The following is a 19,354-nucleotide window of genomic DNA, read 5'->3' on the forward strand; positions in this document are numbered from 1 at the left end:
AAACATTTTACTGTATATTAATAATGTCTAAAATTCTTTGTAAATCTTCTTCAGAATAGTACTCTATTTCTATCTTTCCTTTATTTTTTTTATCTAGAATATTTACCTTAGTACCAAAATAATTCTGTAGTTGATTACGTACATCCTTATAATATGGATTTAATTCTTTTAATGGTTCTTTATTTGCTTTTTCACTATTTATATTTTTAATTAATCTCTCTAATTCTCTAACAGATAATTTATTGTCAATTACTTTTTGAGCTAATTCATACTGTAAATCATTATTATCTATTGCAAGCAATGTTCTACCATGTCCTTCTGTGATAATTCCTTCAATTAAGTATTGTTGAACTCTTTCATCTAAATTAATTAATCTCATTGTATTTGCAATTGTAACTCTAGATTTTCCAATTCTATTACTTAATTCAGATTGTGTTATTCTAAAGTCCTCTAATAATTTTTTATAAGCTAGTGCTTCTTCAATTGGATTTAAATCTTCTCTTTGAATATTTTCAATTAAAGATATTTCTAATATATCTTTATCACTTATATCCATTGTTATGCAAGGAAGTTCTTTTAATCCTGCTATTTTAGCAGCTCTCCATCTTCTTTCACCAGCTACAATTACAAATTCACTTTTGTTTACTTGTCTTACTATTAAAGGTTGAATTATACCATGTTGTTTTATTGATTGAGCTAATTCTACTATTTTTTCAGAATCAAATGCTTTTCTTGGTTGTTCCTTATCACTTCGTATTTTGTTTAGTGATATAAGCATATTATTTGATTTACTGTTATCAATGATATCTTCTTGCTTAATATTTTCATCTATTTCATCTGGTATAAGTGCACCTAATCCCTTACCTAGTCCAAATTTTTTTACCATTTTCATTTCCTCCTATTCCTGTTTAGATAAAAATTCTTTGGTTAATTTAACATAAGCTTCTGCACCCTTACACTTATCATCATATAACATAATAGGCAATCCAAAACTTGGTGCTTCTGCGAGTCTTATGTTTCTTGGAATAGTTGTTTCGTATACTTTGCTTTTAAAGTATTTTTTTACTTCATTAAATACTTCATTGCTAAGATTAGTTCTGTAATCATACATAGTCATGATTACACCTTCAATTTCCAAGTTCTTATTTAAAGATTTTTTAACTAATTGAATAGTATTAACTAATTGGCTTACACCTTCTAATGCATAGAATTCACATTGAATAGGAATTAAAACAGAATCTGAGCATGTTAATGCATTTATAGTTAGTAATCCCAATGATGGTGGACAATCTATTAATACATAATCGTATTCTGATTCAATTTCTTTTAATTTGTTTTTCATTATATTTTCTCTATTTTCTTTTCCTATAACTTCTATTTCAGCTCCTGCAAGCTCCATAGTAGAAGGTGCTATAAATAAATTTTCAACTAAATCAGTTCTTAATATTGACTCTTTTATAGGTATATCTGTTGTTAAAACATCATACATTGATACATTAAGATTTCTTTTATCAAGACCAAGACCACTTGTAGTATTTCCTTGAGGATCAATATCGATTGTTAAAACTCTATGTCCTGCCATAGCTAAATAACCACATAAATTTATATTCGTAGTTGTCTTACCAACTCCACCTTTTTGATTAAAAACACAAATTGTTTTCATAATTAAGCCCTATAAGAGCCTACACCCCCTCTCCCATATTAACATTATATATATATTCCATAAATAATAAAAGAATAATGTAATAAAAAAATAGTATATAAACCTGAAAAAATAAAATTTTTCTTAGTTTATATACTATTAATACTAAAAAGTCATAAATAAGTAATAATTTCAGCTAATCAATTACTTATTATTCTTTGGAATTTTAACTGTTACTTCAATAAACTCATCTGAATCCGTACAATCATATTCAGCAGGTATGTTAAATTTCTTAAATACTTGTTTTATTGTATTTACATACAATTTAGCTGGTAAAGTAGCTTTTATATTAGTTCTTTTCTTATTTAACTGTTTTCCTGCTAGTTTAAGCAATTCCTTATTAATTAATTCTTCTGTATTCTTCACATTAAGTCCGTCTTTTACTACCTTAGAAACAACTTTAAATTGAAGCTCTGCATTAGGTAAACTTAAAAGAGCCCTAGAATGTCGTTCAGTTAGTTTATTTTCAAGACACATTTGTCTCACCTTAGGATCTAGTTTTAATAATCTTAACTTATTAGCAATAGTAGATTGTTTTTTTCCTATTCTTTTAGCTAAATCTTCTTGAGTAAAATTATGATCATTAAGTAAATTACTATAAGCCTCTGCTTCTTCAATATAATTTAAATCTTCTCTTTGAAGATTCTCTAATAATGCTATTTCTGCTGATTCTGAATCAGTTATATCTACTATATTACATGGAACTACATCCAACTCAGCCACTTTAGCAGCTCTTAATCTACGCTCTCCTGCTACAAGTTCATAAGTTTCACCGATTTTTCTAACTGTTATTGGTTGTATAATACCATGTTGTTTTATTGATTGTGACAATTCCTCAATTGCCTCTTCATTAAAATATTTACGTGGTTGATATAGATTAGGAACTATCTTATCTATATCTATCTTGATTATTTCATTATTCATGTATCTAAACCCATCCCCTATTAAGTTAATATAACAATTTCAATACCAAAATCATATCATTTATATTCTATAATAGCTACATTTTTCCTTTAATTTGTTAATTGTTTTATAAAACAAATTTATTAATATTATCCAATAATCTGCAAACTATATCTGAATAAATCTATAAAATATAAATTAATTATTATAATAATGAAACTTATGTAAATAATTGTAAAATTATATTCACACTATTTTATAGGCTTTTTAGTAACATTTCCTGCTTTTCGTGGATATACTTTAGGACACTCTTTTATCTTCTTAACAATAACTAAGTTATGTTTTAATTCAGTATCTTCAATTTCAACTTCACATATATCTAGTAGTTGCCCTCCTAACGTAGCTATAGCCTTATCTGCATCCTTTATTTCTTCTTCCACTGATGGTCCTTTTAAAGCTATAAAGTGACCATTAATTTTAACATATGGCAAACAAAACTCTGATAAAACACTCATATTTGCAACTGCTCTAGATGTTGCTATATCAAAAGATTCTCTAAGATTTTTTTGTCTAGCTCCATCTTCCGCTCTTGAATGAATAGTAACTACATTTTTTAATCCTAATTTTTCTGTTACTAAATTCAAGAAATTAACCCTCTTATTTAATGAATCTAGCAAAGTAACTTGTATGTTTTCATTCATAATAGCTATTGGTATCCCTGGAAAACCTGCTCCTGTACCTACATCTATTAAAGTACTTGCCTTTTTAAATTCATCCCTCTTAAATGCCTTAATTGAATCTATAAAGTGTTTCTTTATTATCTCTTCATCTTCTGTAATAGCTGTTAAATTTACTTTCTCATTCCATTCTTGAAGAAGATTTTTATATATTATAAACTTCTCATATTGCTCTTTTGATAATTCTAACCCTACATCTTGTGCCGCTTTGCACATTAAATCATAAAATTTCATAAATACCTCCAATAAATTATTTATTATAATAATGTTCAAGATAAATAAGTAATACAGATATATCTGCTGGAGATACCCCTGAAATACGTGATGCCTGACCTATACTTATAGGTTTTATACTATTTAATTTTTGTTCTGCCTCTGTTCTTAAGCCTTTTACATTACTATAGTCTATATCCTTAGGTAATAGTTTCTTCTCAAATTTTCTAAATTGAGCTACTTGTTCAAGTTGGTTACTTATATATCCTTCATATTTAGCAATTATATTTATTTGTTCACCAATATCTTCTGAAAATTCTTGCCTTTCTGCATCTAAATCCTTTAAGCTAAAATAGTCAACTTCTGGTCTTTTTATTAATTCATAAAAACTTATAGGTTTTTTTAGTTCAGCTGATCCTACTGATAGTAAAAATTCATTTGTTTCTCTTTTATTAGTTATTTGTAATTTCTTTAATCTTTCTAATTCATTTTCAATTGTATTTTTTCTATTTAAGAAAGTCTCATATCTTTCATCTGTAACTAATCCTACTTTTTTTCCTATCTCAGTTAATCTAAAATCTGCATTATCTTGTCTTAAAATTAATCTATACTCAGCTCTAGATGTCATCATTCTATATGGTTCATTAGTACCCTTAGTAACTAAATCATCTATAAGAACTCCTATGTATGCATCTGATCTAGTTAATATCATTGGTTCTTCGCCTTTGATTTTTAATGCAGCATTTATACCAGCTACTAATCCTTGCGCACCTGCTTCTTCATAGCCTGAGCTACCATTAAATTGGCCAGCACCATATAAACCTTCAACATTTTTAAATTCTAATGTTGGTTCTAATTCAGTAGGATCTACAGAATCATATTCAATTGCATATGCAGTTCTCATTATTTCTACATTTTCTAATCCAGGTAATGTTCTCATCATTTTTAATTGAACTTCTTCTGGTAAAGATGAAGACATCCCCCCTACATACATTTCTAGAGTGTCTAGACCTTCTGGCTCAACAAATATTTGATGTTGTAATTTATCAGGAAATCTCATTACTTTGTCTTCAATTGATGGACAATATCTAGGACCTACTCCCTTAATACTTCCATTATATATTGGTGATCTTCCTATGTTTTCCTTAATCACATTATGAGTTTGTTCATTAGTGTATGTTAAATAACAAGATATTTGTTCTTTATCTATATTTTTGCTCATAAATGAGAAAGGTACTATTTTATCATCACCTGGTTGTTCAATCATTTTAGAAAAATCTACAGATCTTCTATTGATTCTTGCTGGAGTTCCAGTTTTAAATCTCCTTAATGAAATTCCTAAATCTAATAAAGATTGTGATAAATCATTGGCTGGGAATAAACCATTTGGCCCCCCAGAATAACTAACTTCACCTATTATTATCTTTCCTTTTAGATATGTACCTGTAGATAAAATTACAGCCTTAGCTCTAAAAATCCCTCCATTTTTAGTAATAACGCCTGTTATTTTATTATCTTCAACTAAAAGCTCAGTAACCTCAATTTGCCTTATTTGAAGATTTTCTTGTTCTTCTAATACTCTCTTCATTCTAAATTGATAGTCTTTTTTATCAGCTTGTGCTCTTAATGAATGAACTGCTGGTCCTTTAGACGTATTTAGCATTCTTGATTGAATGAATGTATGGTCTATATTCACTCCCATTTCTCCGCCTAATGCATCAATTTCTCTAACTAAATGACCTTTAGCAGTTCCCCCTATATTAGGATTACATGGCATCATAGCTATTGAATCTAAATTTATAGTACAAATTAAAGTATTTAATCCCATTCTAGCAGATGCTAATGCCGCTTCACATCCTGCATGACCAGCACCAACTACTACTACATCAAATTCCCCTGCTTCATAATTATATTTCATATACCACTCCTACTTTCCTACACAAAATTCACTAAAAATCTTGTTTAATACATCCTCTTCTAATTCATCACCTGTTATTTCCCCAAGTGCTTTCATTGCTGACGTTACATAAATAGAAATTAAATCTAAAAATTCATTAGCATTGACTCTATCTAATGCTACTTCACAATTTTCCAATGATCTATATAATGCTTGCTTATGTCTAACATTAGAGACTATTAAACTCTCACTATTTATATCTCCACTAAAAAATAACTCTTTTATTTTATTTTTTAATTCATCAATTCCATAACCAGTTTTAGCTGAAATATTTATTTGATTATCCAAATCAATATCTGCTATTTTTCTATCTAAATCCGTTTTATTTAATAATACTATGTGATTCTTGTCTTTTATAGTATTAATTATTTCCTTATCTTCCTCTTCCAACTCTCTAGATGAATCTAATATTAAAATAATTAGATCTGCTTCTTCAATCTTTTCTCTAGATCTTTCAACGCCTATCTTCTCAACTGTGTCCTCAGTCTCTCTTATCCCTGCTGTATCAGTTATTTTTATAGGTATACCATCTATATTTAAATACTCTTCGATTATATCTCTTGTAGTACCAGGAATATCTGTTACTATAGCTCTTTTTTCTTTTAATAGCACATTAAGTAAAGATGATTTTCCTACATTAGGCTTACCAATAATAACAACATTAAGACCATCTCTAATTATTTTACCTTCATCTGCCCCTTTTAATAGTTCCTTAACTTTTAAAATAGTAGTTTTTATTCCATCTTTAACCCTTAAAACTAAAGTATCATCAATATCTTCATCGTCTTCTGTAAAATCTACTCCGTACTCAATTAGTGCTAAGGTATTTAATAAATATTGTCTTATTTCTTTAATTTGCTTTGATAAAACTCCACCACTTTGCATAAGTGCTGACTTCATAGATAAATCTGTTTTAGCTTTTATTATATCAATAACTGCTTCAGCTTGACTTAAATCAATTCTACCATTTAAAAATGCTCTCTTTGTAAATTCTCCTGGTTCTGCAACTCTTGCACCCGCTTTAATAACCTGATTCATTACACTATTTGTTGATATAACACCACCATGACAGTTAATTTCTATTATATCCTCAGTAGTATAGCTATGAGGTCCCTTCATATAGCTTATAATAACCTCGTCAATTACATCTTTACTCTCAAGCTCTATAATATGTCCATATCTCATAGTATAAGTTTTCATTTGTTTTAAATCTATATTATTTTTACTAACAAATATTTTGCTAATTATATCTAATGCTTTACTTCCAGAAATTCTAATAATAGAAACTCCACCCTCACCAATAGGGGTTGCTATACCACAAATGGTATCAAATTCTCTCATAATCTGATTCTCCTCATGTTATTAATTTTGTGATTTATTTGTATTATTATAACCAATGAATATCGAATTAGTCAAAATCACATGCATTAGCTCTATTTTATCAAATTATTGATATCTGCATAAGTAAATTAAACTAAGTAATTGAACTTATGAATACTAAAATGAGTAAAGTCCAATTACAATGCCACTTTACCTACTATATATATCAAAATATGTTTAAAATATAGCTATATATTAAATTAAAACCAAAAAGGAAAGCCTCATCAAGGCTTTCCTTTTTAATTCTTTTTAAGTTCTACAACAACTCTTCTAAAAGGTTCTTTTCCTTCACTATAAGTGTTAACAAATGAATTATCTTGTAAAGCTGAATGAATTATTCTTCTTTCATAAGGATTCATCGGTTCTAGTCTAAATAGTCTGCCCGTTCTCTTTACTTTTTCAGCAGTTTTATTTGCAACATTCTTGAGAGTTTCTTCTCTCTTTTTTCTATAATTCTCTATATCAAGTACGATTCTTTTATATTGAATGCTGCTATCTTTGTTAATCATTAAAGAAATAAGGCATTGTAATGAATCTAAGGTCTCTCCCCTATAGCCGATAAGCAAGCCTAGTTTATCACCTGACAAACTTATATTTATCACATTATCTTGTTCCTTAATATCTATTTCTGCCTTTATGCCCATAGAATCAAGAATTTTGTTTATAAAATTTCTTATATCATCAATATAGTTATGTTTTAAGGTTACTTTTATTCTAGCTCGTTTAGTACTTATAAAGCCAAATAACCCTTTTGAACCACGTTGTAAAACCTCAACATCTACCATATCTTTTGTTGTATTTAACTCAAGTAAAGCTTTATTTAAGGCTTCTTCAACATTTTTCCCCTCTAATTCCACTGATCTCATTCCCTAATTCACCACCTTATTATATAAAGAAAGTATATATTAAAAAATTATTTTTTCTTTTTACTTTTCTTCTTTGTACTAGCTAAATTCTTAGGTTCTTCAACAATCATAGAAAAACTAGAATCTGAAGATTCTGAAACAGCTGTTTCTGCAGCTGCTAATGCAACCTTTTTCTTAGCTGGTAAATAATTTAAGAAATATGTTTGTATAGTTTGAATAACATTTCCTATTATCCAATATAAAACTAATATTGATTTAAAGTTTATTGACATAACTCCCATCATTACTGCCATAACTAAGCTCATAGTACCCATATTCATAGGTGAATCGTCCATTGGAGTAGCTTTTGTCATTAAGTAAGATGGTAAGTATGTTGATAAGGCTGCTAAAATAGGTAATATCATCGTCTTATCTCTAGCACCTAAATCTGCAATCCATAAAAATGATGCTCCATTCATGCCTTCTATTCTAAAGAATACATAATATAAAGCCATTAATATTGGTAATGGTAATAATGATGGAACACATCCTCCAGTTAAACTAACATTATTTTCTTTATAAAATTTTCTCATTTCTTCATTTAATTTTTCTGGATTACTCTTATATTTTTCTTGAATCTTTTTCATTTGCGGTTGAACCGCTTGCATTTTCTGAGTAGACTTTGCTGCTTTTATGTTAAGTGGCAATATAAGTAGTCTAATCATTAATGTAAATATAAGAATCGCTAACACATACGATAATCCAACATCTGAAACACCTAGGTTTAAGATGGAATCATGTAGATAATTGAATATATTAGCCATAAACTGAATTATCTTTTCAAACATTAAAATCTATACCTCCTAAACTTCATTACTTTACAGGATCATACCCACCTTTACAAAAAGGATTACACCTTAAAATTCTATACAGAGCCATTAAACTTCCTTTAATAACACCGTACTTATTTATGGCATCCAATGCATACTGTGAGCAAGTTGGCGTAAATCTACAACATGGACTTCTCCCAGGTGAAATAGATTTTCTATAAAATTTAATTAGACTTAATACAACTTTTTTCATCATAATATAAGCCTGCCTTTTTAATTAAATTCTTCATCGCCTTTTCAGTTTCAAAATAATTACTATCTCTCATAGGATTTCTTGCTACAAACACACAATCATATCCTTTTAATATATTATTATAATTTAATCTAAAGCTCTCGCTTAATAATCTCTTACATTTACTTCTAACAACACTGTTTCCAACTTTTTTACTTACAGAAATTCCCACTTTACTATATGCGATACCATCTTTGTCTTTGTTTCTTTTATTTTTCAATACATATAGAACCAAAGTCTTATTAGCAAATGATTTCCCTCTTCTATATACAATTATAAATTCTATATTTTTTTTTAATCTATAAATCATACGGTATTTCCATTACTCCTTTTTTCCTGCATTTGCAGAAAAAAGGCCACTTAATGCGGCCCTTATGCTGTTAATTTTTTTCTTCCTTTTTGTCTTCTATTTCTAAGAATGTTTCTTCCTGATTGAGTGCTCATTCTTTTTCTGAAGCCATGTTCCTTTTTTCTTTGTCTCTTTTTTGGTTGATAAGTCATGAACATTTAAAATGCACCCCCTTAATTTTTATTATTTATAGTAAAAACTATACTTTGCGGTTATTTTAAAATTACTTTTCTATTATATATATATCCTAATTTTCTGTCAAGATACAGTCTATTGTTGATAAATATTTATTAAACATAATATTTTTGTGGATAACTTATTGAATCTCCCTGTTTACTTATGATATTATAAATACTATAACTGTGAATAACTTAATTTAATAAATATTTATCCACAGCTGTGGATAAATATGTGAATAACTTGTTTACTTTTAATTTTATTTTTTAAAATTATTTTATATTTTCTCACTATAATTGAAATTATATACTATCGATTGATGTTTATATCTATTTTTTATAATTGTTGATAAGTATATAGTTTAATTTTTTTTCTAAATAAGTTATCCACATGTGTATAAGTTTATTCGCTTAGTCAACAATTAAAATATATTGTTTATTATATTGTTAATATCTTGTTAATAATTTATATATACCTTAAAAAAAATTTTTTTTTAATAATATTTGGAGGATAGAGATGGATGCTGACCTAAATAAATTATGGGAAAAAACCTTGAATATAGTAAAAAGTGAAATGAGTGAAGTCAGTTTCAATACTTGGATTAAAAGTTGTGAACCTATTTCTATATCTGATAAAAGTATAAAAATAAGCGTTCCAAATTCTTTTACTAAAGATATTCTAGACAAAAGATATAAAAGTTTGGTTGCTAATTCTATAGAAGCTGTTTGTTCTAAATTATATGATATAGAATTTTTAATAGAATCAGATCTTAATAATGAAGATGAATTAAATAGTAATGATAACTCTAGTAAAAGTATGAATAAAAATTCTAGAAGAAATATAGTTGTAAATGATGAAATGTCTTCAACTTTAAATCCTAAATATACTTTTAATTCATTTGTAATAGGTAATAGCAATAGATTTGCTCATGCAGCTTCACTTGCCGTTGCTGAAGCTCCTGCTAAAGCGTACAATCCTTTATTTATATATGGAGGCGTTGGACTTGGCAAAACGCATTTAATGCATGCAATCGGACACTATATTTTACAAAATAACACTAAAGCTAAAGTCGTTTATGTTTCTTCAGAAAAATTTACAAACGAATTAATAAACGCCATCAAAGATGATAAAAATGAAGAATTCAGAAAAAAATACAGAAATGTAGATGTTTTACTTATAGATGATATTCAATTCATTGCTGGAAAAGAGCGTACTCAAGAAGAATTTTTCCATACTTTTAATGAACTACATGACGCAAATAAACAAATAATTCTATCATCTGATCGTCCACCAAAAGAAATTCCAACATTAGAAGATAGATTAAGATCTAGATTTGAATGGGGCTTAATTGCTGATATTCAAGTACCAGATTTTGAAACTAGAATGGCAATTCTTAAGAAAAAAGCCGATGTAGAAAATTTAAAAGTAGCAAATGAAGTTATGGGATACATTGCTACAAAAATTAAATCTAATATCAGAGAGTTAGAAGGCGCATTAATAAGAATAATTGCTTATTCATCTTTAACTAATAGAGAAGTTACTGTTGATTTAGCTTCAGAAGCATTAAAAGATATAATTTCTAAAAAGCAAGGTAAACACGTAACTATAGCATCAATTCAAGAAATAGTTGCTAATTATTTTAACTTAAAAATAGATGATTTAAAATCTCAAAGAAGAACTAGAAATGTAGCTTATCCAAGGCAAATAGCTATGTATTTAAGCCGAAAACTAACAGATATGTCTTTACCGAAAATAGGAGAAGAATTTGGCGGTAGAGATCATACTACTGTAATTCATGCTTATGAAAAAATATCTGAAAATCTAAAGAATGATGAGAACTTACAGCATACTGTTTCTGACATTACAAAGAAGGTTTCTCAAAATTAATTAACATATGTACATAATAAGTATTGAATAACTTGTGGATAACTATATTTTAATAATACTATGTTGAAAACTGTGGATAAGGTATGCTTTTAGTTACCGACTTATCCACAATCTTTTTGCATAAAATTCCGTTGATATTACTAGGATTACAGTACTTATCAACAAATTAACAGCCCCTACTACTATTACTATTATATATAAATATATATCTATTCTAATTAAATTTAAAAATATATGTGAATAATTAAGGAGGATTTTTTATGATCTTTATATGTGAAAAACATAAATTATTAGAGGGTATTTCTATAGTTCAAAAAGCTATTACAGGAAAATCAACAATGAAAGTATTAGACGGTATTTACATAAATGCTACTAATGATGGTTTAAGATTAATAGGTTCAGATATGGATCTTAGTATTCAAACATTAGTTAAGTCAGATGTTTTGGACAAAGGTGAGATAGTTATTGATGCTAAAATATTTGGAGAGATTATTAGAAAACTTCCAAACTCTGATATAAAAATAGAGACAATAAAAGAAGATGTAATACAAATTACTTGTGAAAAATCAGTTTTCAATGTTGTATGTATGAATGCTGATGAATTCCCTTCATTACCTAATATTAACGAAGATTTAAAAGTAGAAGTTAATGAAAGCATTTTAAAAAATATGATTAAGGGAACCTCTTTTTCTATTGCACAAGATGAAGCAAGACCTATTTTACAAGGGATATTATTTCAAGTTAAAGATAGAACTTTAAATTTAGTTGCACTTGATGGATATAGATTAGCTATAAGAAGTGAATTTTTAGATAATGATATTAATTTAGAGGTTGTTATCCCAGGAAAGACATTAGTTGAAGTATCAAAAATTCTAGAAGATCATGATAAAAATGTAGATATAACATTTACTAATAATCATATATTATTTAATTTAGAAAATACTAAAATTATATCAAGATTACTAGATGGAAAATTTGTTAATTACATTTCATTATTACCTCAAGAACATAAATTATTAGTCACCGTAAAGAAAGAAGAATTACAAAACGGTATAGAAAGAGCATCTTTAATGGCCAAAGATGGAAATAATAATTTAATCAATTTAGACATTAAAGAAGACACTGTAATAATAACATCTAATTCTCAATTGGGAAAAGTTAGGGAAGAAGTCTCAATAAATTTGCAAGGCGATGAAATTGAAATTGCATTTAATTCGAGATATTTATTAGACGTTCTTAAGAATATGGAAAGTGATGAGATAATTTTAGAAATGACATCAGGAGTAAGTCCATGTGTCATAAAAGAAAAAAATGGAGAAAATTCTCAATATTTAGTTTTACCAGTAAGACAAATGAGATAAGGAGGAAGTAAATATTTATTAATATTTATGCAAAAATTATGAATAAAATTGAGATCAATACTGAAATTATAAAATTAGATGCATTTTTGAAATGGAGTGGAATAGCTTCTCTAGGATCAGAAGCTAAAATTTATATACAAGAAGGTTTAGTAAAAGTTAATGATGAAATATGTTTGCAAAGAGGAAAAAAATTGAAAGTTGGAGATGTTATAGAATTTAAAGATGAAAAATTTGAAATAGTTTAGTATAGCTTTTTAATTTTCTTAATAAACAGGCTATAACTTTTCTATTATGATATAATTGATTATAGGTGTATTTTATGTATATAAAAGCGATAATGTTGGTTAATTATAGAAATTATAATAATTCAGAGTTAAATCTTAGTGAAGGTGTTAATGTGTTTATAGGTGATAATGCCCAAGGTAAGACTAATATTTTAGAATCAATTTACTATTGTGCATTTGCTAAATCTCACAGAACATCACGAGATAAAGATTTAATAAATTGGAAAGAGAACGAAGCATATATAAGTTTACTTGTAGGAAAAAAAAGATTAGACAAAAGAATTGATATAAAAATTTTAAGAGACGGTAAAAAAGCTATAAAAGTTAATTCTATAAAAATAAATAAAATAGGAGAGCTTTTTGGAACTTTTAACGTAGTTATGTTTTCACCAGAAGATTTAAAAATAATAAAAGAATCTCCTGGGATAAGAAGAAAGTTTCTAGATATGGAGTTATGTCAAATCAATAAAAAATATTATTTTAATCTAGTTCAATACAATAAAATATTGAATGAAAGAAATATAATTTTAAGATCAAGAGATTTTAATAAGGATATTTTAGAGATATATGATTTACAATTAATAGAATATGCTGATTATATTGTTAAAGAAAGGTTAGAATATATAGATAAGATAAATTATTATGGAAAATTTATTCATAATGAAATAACTTCGGGAAAAGAAGACATAGTTTTCAAATATGATTCAGGAATAAAGTTTAAAGATAATTTCAAATATGCTTTTCTAGAAAAATTAAGAAGTAATTTGTTAAGAGATAGAGAACAAGGATTAACATCAATAGGCCCGCATAGAGATGACTTTAATATATTAATAAATAATATAGATGTGAAAAAATTTGGTTCTCAAGGTCAACAAAGAACTGCAGTTTTAACTATGAAATTTTCTTCACTTAAGATTATTAAAGAAATTACAAAGGAATATCCGATTTTATTACTTGATGATGTTCTTTCTGAGCTTGATATAAATAGAAAGCGATATGTATTGAGCACTCTTAATGATATACAAACAATAATTACTTGTACCGGTATAAATGATTTAGAAGATTACTTAGATGATAAATCTAAAGTGTTCAAAGTATGCAATGGAGAAATAGTGAATTAAAGGAGGAATATATAGTGTTTTTGCATTTAGGAGAAAATGTTGTAGTTCCTATAAAAGATATTATTGGAATATTCGATTTGGAAAATACTATGTATAGTTCAGATACTATACAATTTTTAAGATTAGCAGAAGAAGATGGCTTTGTACAAAGAATTACGAATGAAAAACCTAAATCTTTTGTTATTGCTGAAGTTAATAAAATGAGTAAGATATATCTTTCACCAATATCTTCTGCAACTTTAACTAAAAGAACTGATATAGAATATAATTCGTAAGTTAAAATTTTAGTTATAAATATTTTTAAATTTAGGAGGAGTCTGTTTTGGAACAAAATAATCAAAGATATGATGAAAATCAGATTCAAGTACTTGAAGGGTTAGAAGCTGTTAGAAAAAGGCCTGGTATGTACATAGGTAGTACTAGTTCTAGGGGACTACATCATTTAGTATATGAAATAGTTGATAATAGTATAGATGAGGCTTTAGCTGGATACTGTAAAAACATAGAAGTTAAAATTAATGAAGATAATTCTATTACTTCATCTGATGATGGAAGAGGAATGCCAGTTGGTATGCATCCTAAAATGCATAAGTCAGCAGTTGAAGTAATAATGACAATACTTCATGCTGGAGGAAAATTTGGTGGCGGAGGATACAAGGTATCTGGTGGTTTACATGGTGTTGGTGCCTCTGTTGTTAATGCTCTTTCAGAAAAATGTATTGTTACAGTAAAAAGAGAAGGACATATATGGAAACAAGAGTATAGCAAAGGTAAAGTGCTTTACGATTTAAAACAGGTTGGTAATACTGAAGAAAGCGGTACAACAATATACTTTAAACCTGACGCAGAAATATTTGATGAAGTTTTATTTGATTTTGATACATTATCTCAAAGATTAAGAGAATTAGCCTTTTTAAATAAAGGTATTAATATAACATTAATTGATTGTAGAAATGATAGAGAAGAAAATTATTATTATGAGGGTGGAATAAAATCATTCGTATCTTATTTGAATAGAAATAAGACACCGTTACATCCAGAGCCTATATACGTAGAAGGAATAAAAGATAAAGTTTCAGTTGAATTAGGATTACAGTATAATGATGGATATACAGAAAATTTATTTTCTTTTGCTAACAATATTGACACAATTGAAGGGGGAACCCATTTAGTTGGATTTAAAACAGCATTAACTAGAGCTTTTAATGATTATGCAAAAAGATTTGGATTTATAAAAGAAAATGATAAGAACTTTTCTGGTGATGATATAAGAGAAGGTCTTACAGCAGTAATATCTGTTAAAATTGAAGATCCTCAATTTGAAGGCCAAACTAAGACAAAATTGGGTAATAGTGAAGTTAAAGGAATAGTAGATTCTATAGTTAGTGAATATATAGGAATATTCTTAGAAGAGAATCCTGGAACAAGTAAAATAATTATAGATAAGGCTTTAATGGCAGCTAGAGCAAGAGAAGCTGCTAGAAAAGCAAGGGAATTAACAAGAAAATCTGTATTAGAAAGAACAACATTACCTGGGAAATTAGCAGATTGTTCATCAAAAGATCCTAGGGAATGTGAGATTTATATAGTCGAAGGGGATTCAGCTGGTGGATCTGCAAAACAAGGTAGAGATAGAAAATTCCAAGCTATTTTACCTTTAAGAGGTAAAATAATGAATGTTGAAAAACAAAGATTAGATAAAATATTAAATTCAGAAACTATAAGATCAATGGTTACTGCATTTGGTGGTGGAATAGGAAAAGATTTTGATATTGAAAAAATTAGATATAATAGAATAATAATTATGACTGATGCCGATGTTGATGGTGCGCATATAAGAACATTATTATTAACATTTTTCTATAGATATATGAGAGAATTAATAGAGCAAGGGCATGTATACATTGCGCAACCACCTTTATTTAGAGTAGGTAAAGGTAAAAAAGAAACATATGCTTATTCTGATGCTGAGTTAGATGCAGTATTACAGGATATGGGTGGAAAAGATAATTCGGTAGATATTCAAAGATACAAAGGTTTAGGAGAAATGAATGCTACTCAATTATGGGATACAACGATGGATCCATCAAAGAGAATTCTATTAAAGGCTGAAATTGAAGATGCAATGGCAGCTGATGAGATATTTACTATCTTAATGGGAGAAAAAGTTGAACCAAGAAGAGAATTTATAGAGCAAAATGCTAAGAATGTTGTTAATTTAGACATTTAGTACTTAATATGAGGTGAAGTACATGGAATTTAATGAAGGAAAAATTATATCTGTAGATATAAAAAATGAAATGAAAAAATGTTATATAGACTATGCTATGAGTGTTATAGTAGGTCGTGCATTACCAGATGTTAGAGATGGGTTAAAACCTGTTCATAGAAGAATATTATATTCTATGCAAATTTTAGGATTATCACCTGAAAAGGGATATAGAAAATGTGCTAGAATAGTCGGAGACGTTTTAGGTAAGTATCATCCACATGGAGATAGTTCTGTTTATGATGCATTAGTTAGAATGGCTCAAGATTTCTCAATGAGATATATGTTAGTAGATGGACATGGAAACTTTGGTTCTGTTGACGGCGATGGTGCTGCAGCAATGAGATATACAGAAGCAAAGATGAATAAGATAGCTGTTGAAATGTTAAGAGACATTAACAAGAATACAGTTGATTTTATGCCAAACTTTGATGGTGAAGAAGAAGAACCAACAGTTTTACCGTCTAGATTTCCAAATCTTTTAGTTAATGGATCATCAGGAATAGCAGTTGGAATGGCAACTAATATACCTCCTCACAATTTAGGAGAAGTAATAGATGGCACAATAATGCTTATAGATAATCCAGAATCTAGTGTACTAGAGCTTATGACTAAAATTAAAGGACCTGATTTCCCAACTGGAGCAACAATAATGGGTCATGCAGGGATTAGATCAGCTTATGAAACTGGAAGAGGTAAAATAGTAGTTAGAGCTAAATCAGATATTGAAGAAGAAAATGGTAGACATAAAATAATATTTACTGAAATACCTTACCAAGTTAATAAAGCTAAACTTATAGAAAACATTGCTGAATTAGTAAAAGATAAAAAGATTACTGGAATATCTGATTTAAGAGATGAATCAGATAGAGAAGGTATGAGAATCGTAATCGAATTAAAGAAAGATGCTAATCCAAATATAATATTAAACTTATTATATAAACATACAAAACTTCAAGATAGTTTTGGCGTTATTATGTTAGCATTAGTAAATAACGAAACAAGGGTTTTAAATTTAAAAGAAGTATTAGTTCATTATATAGACTTCCAAAAAGAAGTTATAACAAGAAGAACTACATTTGAGTTAAATAAGGCAGAAGCTAGAGCGCATATATTAGAAGGTTTAAAAATTGCACTAGATAATATTGATAGAGTAATAAGTGTAATAAGAAACTCATCTACAAGTGAAATAGCTAAAAATACTTTAATGGATGAATTTAATCTTTCAGAAAAGCAATCTCAAGCAATCTTAGAAATGAAATTAAGAAGATTAACAGGGTTAGAAAGAGATAAAATTGATGATGAATATGATGAATTATTAAAACAAATGGAATATTTAAGATCTATATTAGCAAGTGAAGAAAAATTACTAGGAGTTATAAAAGATGAACTTTTAGAAATAAAAGCTAGATATGGAGATGAAAGAAGAACTAGTATTGAACAAGATATGAATGAAATTAATATAGAAGATCTTATTCAAGAAGAAGATGTAGTTATAACTTTAACTAAATCTGGATATATAAAGAGAATTTCAGCAGATGTATACTCAGCACAAAGAAGAGGTGGAAGAGGAATACAAGCAATGTCAACGAAGGAAGATGATTTTGTAGATCATGTAATGATAACTTCGACTCATTCAGATGTATTATTCTTTACTAATAGAGGTAGAGTGTACAAATTAAGAGCTTATGAAATACCTGATGCTGGAAGGCAAGCAAAGGGAACCAATATAATTAATTTAATAGCTATTGAACCAGATGAAAAAATACAAACAGTATTAACAGTAACAGATAAGCGTAGAGATGGCTATTTATTTATGGGAACTAAGCAAGGTATTGTAAAGAAAACTCACTTAAATGAATTTAGAAATTTAAGAAAGAATGGACTAATAGCTATAAACTTAAGAGAAAATGATGAATTATTAAAAGTTAAGATTACTTATGGTGATGCTAACGTAATGTTTGTTACTCAAAATGGTTATGCATTAAGATTTAATGAAAAAGATGTTAGACATATGGGTAGAACTGCATCTGGAGTTAAAGCTATAACATTAAAAGGTGATGATGTAGCTGTATGTATGGATATTGCAGTTGATGATGAAGAATTATTAGTTATTAGTGAAAATGGATTTGGTAAGAGAACTCCTGTAAGTGAATATAAGATTCAACATAGGGGTGGAGTAGGTCTTATAACTTATAAGATAAGTGAAAAGACAGGAAAGTTAGTTGGTGCTACAGTTTGTAAGATTGATGATGAATTAATGCTTATCAATACTAATGGTGTAGCTATAAGAATAAATGTATCAGATATATCAAAAACAAGTAGATCTGCTATGGGTGTAACTCTAATGAGAACTAATGAAGAAGAGAAAATAGTTGCTATAGCTAAAATACTAAAAAGTGATGATGAAGATTTAGAAGAAAATGAATTTGAATCTAATGAAGAAATTGATTTAGTAAATGAAGATAATAGCTTAGATGAATTAGTAGAGAGAGCAGAAGACCATAGTGAAAATGATATTGATATAGAATAGATAAAGAATTTAAGTGATAAAATAAAAAAACTATGTAGGATTTTAGTTACTCCTACATAGTTTTTTTGTTTTATATAGGTATAAAATGCTAAATAAAAGCTTAGTTTAGAGATATAAAGTATATACTAAGAAGTAATGTCATCCTGGCGTGTCAATATAAGAAATATGAAGAAAATAAAAGTAAAATAAAGAATAGTATATATATTTTTACTATATAGAACTATACAATAATAGAGCTGTATAATATATATGGTAAGATAAAACACGTCGCTGAGAGATGCGATGAACAAGTTTAAGAAAATTAAGTTTTTAGAAATTGAATTTCAACTTAAAAAAACTTGTTGACAAGAAATAACTTAAGTGATATACTTAAGAAGTCGCTTGAGGGCGACACAATAAAACAAAAGTTGACAAGAAAGTCAACAATGAAAATTTGGTCTTTGAAAATTGAACAGAAATCAAGAAACATTAAAATAAACCAGCAATTCTTTATTTGAGTAAGTCAAGATTAAAC

General features: G+C 27.8%; 18 protein-coding genes. 7 read left to right on the plus strand and 11 right to left on the minus strand.

What is annotated here, in order from left to right:
* Positions 1–7: 7 nt before the first annotated feature.
* The 11 genes from NG901_RS15530 to rpmH form a co-directional block, all read right to left on the minus strand.
* Positions 8–886 (minus strand): ParB/RepB/Spo0J family partition protein, encoded by an 879-nt coding sequence (locus NG901_RS15530; protein ID WP_252216557.1) that lies wholly within the window; start codon positions 884–886, stop codon positions 8–10.
* A gap of 12 nt (positions 887–898) precedes the next feature.
* Positions 899–1,663, minus strand: a complete 765-nt coding sequence (locus tag NG901_RS15535) for a ParA family protein (protein WP_286673978.1) — start codon at positions 1,661–1,663, stop codon at positions 899–901.
* 183 nt (positions 1,664–1,846) lie between these two features.
* The gene (gene noc, locus NG901_RS15540; RefSeq protein WP_252216567.1) at positions 1,847–2,626 is read right to left on the minus strand and encodes a nucleoid occlusion protein; all 780 of its coding nucleotides are present in this window, start codon (positions 2,624–2,626) and stop codon (positions 1,847–1,849) included.
* A 230-nt stretch (positions 2,627–2,856) separates the two neighbouring features.
* Complete coding sequence (gene rsmG / locus NG901_RS15545; protein ID WP_252216570.1) at positions 2,857–3,576, minus strand: 16S rRNA (guanine(527)-N(7))-methyltransferase RsmG; 720 nt, start codon at positions 3,574–3,576, stop codon at positions 2,857–2,859.
* 16 nt (positions 3,577–3,592) lie between these two features.
* Positions 3,593–5,473, minus strand: coding sequence for a tRNA uridine-5-carboxymethylaminomethyl(34) synthesis enzyme MnmG (gene mnmG / locus NG901_RS15550; RefSeq protein ID WP_252216573.1), 1,881 nt, complete (start codon positions 5,471–5,473; stop codon positions 3,593–3,595).
* Between the two features lie 9 nt (positions 5,474–5,482).
* A complete protein-coding gene (mnmE, locus tag NG901_RS15555; RefSeq protein WP_252216588.1) occupies positions 5,483–6,853 on the minus strand; it encodes a tRNA uridine-5-carboxymethylaminomethyl(34) synthesis GTPase MnmE in 1,371 nt (456 codons plus the stop codon).
* Between the two features lie 278 nt (positions 6,854–7,131).
* Positions 7,132–7,758: an RNA-binding cell elongation regulator Jag/EloR gene (gene jag / locus NG901_RS15560; protein WP_252216590.1), complete on the minus strand. Its 627-nt coding sequence runs from the start codon at positions 7,756–7,758 to the stop codon at positions 7,132–7,134.
* Between the two features lie 47 nt (positions 7,759–7,805).
* Entirely contained in the window at positions 7,806–8,585 is a 780-nt protein-coding gene (locus NG901_RS15565; protein WP_252216592.1) for a membrane protein insertase YidC, read from the minus strand.
* A gap of 25 nt (positions 8,586–8,610) precedes the next feature.
* Positions 8,611–8,820, minus strand: coding sequence for a membrane protein insertion efficiency factor YidD (yidD, locus tag NG901_RS15570; protein ID WP_252216637.1), 210 nt, complete (start codon positions 8,818–8,820; stop codon positions 8,611–8,613).
* Positions 8,792–9,169, minus strand: coding sequence for a ribonuclease P protein component (rnpA, locus tag NG901_RS15575; RefSeq protein ID WP_252216594.1), 378 nt, complete (start codon positions 9,167–9,169; stop codon positions 8,792–8,794). Before rnpA ends, yidD begins: the two co-directional genes overlap by 29 nt.
* A gap of 62 nt (positions 9,170–9,231) precedes the next feature.
* On the minus strand, positions 9,232–9,366 hold the full coding sequence (rpmH, locus tag NG901_RS15580; protein WP_252216606.1) for a 50S ribosomal protein L34: 135 nt from the start codon (positions 9,364–9,366) through the stop codon (positions 9,232–9,234).
* 535 nt (positions 9,367–9,901) lie between these two features.
* Between rpmH and dnaA the strand changes: the two genes are divergently transcribed.
* The 7 genes from dnaA to gyrA all read left to right on the plus strand — a co-directional run bounded on the left by dnaA (position 9,902) and on the right by gyrA (position 18,840).
* Positions 9,902–11,272: a chromosomal replication initiator protein DnaA gene (gene dnaA / locus NG901_RS15585; RefSeq protein ID WP_252216607.1), complete on the plus strand. Its 1,371-nt coding sequence runs from the start codon at positions 9,902–9,904 to the stop codon at positions 11,270–11,272.
* A 260-nt stretch (positions 11,273–11,532) separates the two neighbouring features.
* Complete coding sequence (gene dnaN / locus NG901_RS15590; protein ID WP_252216609.1) at positions 11,533–12,633, plus strand: DNA polymerase III subunit beta; 1,101 nt, start codon at positions 11,533–11,535, stop codon at positions 12,631–12,633.
* A gap of 38 nt (positions 12,634–12,671) precedes the next feature.
* Positions 12,672–12,878, plus strand: coding sequence for an RNA-binding S4 domain-containing protein (locus NG901_RS15595; RefSeq protein WP_252216617.1), 207 nt, complete (start codon positions 12,672–12,674; stop codon positions 12,876–12,878).
* A gap of 74 nt (positions 12,879–12,952) precedes the next feature.
* Entirely contained in the window at positions 12,953–14,038 is a 1,086-nt protein-coding gene (gene recF, locus NG901_RS15600) for a DNA replication/repair protein RecF (RefSeq protein ID WP_252216619.1), read from the plus strand.
* 14 nt (positions 14,039–14,052) lie between these two features.
* Complete coding sequence (remB, locus tag NG901_RS15605; protein ID WP_252216622.1) at positions 14,053–14,313, plus strand: extracellular matrix regulator RemB; 261 nt, start codon at positions 14,053–14,055, stop codon at positions 14,311–14,313.
* A 47-nt stretch (positions 14,314–14,360) separates the two neighbouring features.
* Positions 14,361–16,268: a DNA topoisomerase (ATP-hydrolyzing) subunit B gene (gyrB, locus tag NG901_RS15610; RefSeq protein WP_252216624.1), complete on the plus strand. Its 1,908-nt coding sequence runs from the start codon at positions 14,361–14,363 to the stop codon at positions 16,266–16,268.
* A 22-nt stretch (positions 16,269–16,290) separates the two neighbouring features.
* On the plus strand, positions 16,291–18,840 hold the full coding sequence (gene gyrA / locus NG901_RS15615; RefSeq protein ID WP_252216631.1) for a DNA gyrase subunit A: 2,550 nt from the start codon (positions 16,291–16,293) through the stop codon (positions 18,838–18,840).
* Positions 18,841–19,354 lie beyond the last annotated feature (514 nt).

This window comes from Clostridium sp. CMCC3677, from assembly GCF_023845585.1.
GTDB lineage: Bacteria > Bacillota > Clostridia > Clostridiales > Clostridiaceae > Clostridium > Clostridium aquiflavi.

Coding starts and splice junctions, on each gene's coding strand:
- noc (WP_252216567.1), bottom strand. CDS start 2,626: ATGAATAATGAAATAATCAAGATAGATATAGATAAGATAGTTCCTAAT.
- gyrA (WP_252216631.1), top strand. CDS start 16,291: ATGGAATTTAATGAAGGAAAAATTATATCTGTAGATATAAAAAATGAA.
- mnmE (WP_252216588.1), bottom strand. CDS start 6,853: ATGAGAGAATTTGATACCATTTGTGGTATAGCAACCCCTATTGGTGAG.
- rpmH (WP_252216606.1), bottom strand. CDS start 9,366: ATGTTCATGACTTATCAACCAAAAAAGAGACAAAGAAAAAAGGAACAT.
- NG901_RS15595 (WP_252216617.1), top strand. CDS start 12,672: ATGAATAAAATTGAGATCAATACTGAAATTATAAAATTAGATGCATTT.
- jag (WP_252216590.1), bottom strand. CDS start 7,758: ATGAGATCAGTGGAATTAGAGGGGAAAAATGTTGAAGAAGCCTTAAAT.
- recF (WP_252216619.1), top strand. CDS start 12,953: ATGTATATAAAAGCGATAATGTTGGTTAATTATAGAAATTATAATAAT.
- NG901_RS15565 (WP_252216592.1), bottom strand. CDS start 8,585: ATGTTTGAAAAGATAATTCAGTTTATGGCTAATATATTCAATTATCTA.
- NG901_RS15530 (WP_252216557.1), bottom strand. CDS start 886: ATGGTAAAAAAATTTGGACTAGGTAAGGGATTAGGTGCACTTATACCA.
- rnpA (WP_252216594.1), bottom strand. CDS start 9,169: ATGATTTATAGATTAAAAAAAAATATAGAATTTATAATTGTATATAGA.
- yidD (WP_252216637.1), bottom strand. CDS start 8,820: ATGAAAAAAGTTGTATTAAGTCTAATTAAATTTTATAGAAAATCTATT.
- rsmG (WP_252216570.1), bottom strand. CDS start 3,576: ATGAAATTTTATGATTTAATGTGCAAAGCGGCACAAGATGTAGGGTTA.
- dnaA (WP_252216607.1), top strand. CDS start 9,902: ATGGATGCTGACCTAAATAAATTATGGGAAAAAACCTTGAATATAGTA.
- mnmG (WP_252216573.1), bottom strand. CDS start 5,473: ATGAAATATAATTATGAAGCAGGGGAATTTGATGTAGTAGTAGTTGGT.
- NG901_RS15535 (WP_286673978.1), bottom strand. CDS start 1,663: ATGAAAACAATTTGTGTTTTTAATCAAAAAGGTGGAGTTGGTAAGACA.
- dnaN (WP_252216609.1), top strand. CDS start 11,533: ATGATCTTTATATGTGAAAAACATAAATTATTAGAGGGTATTTCTATA.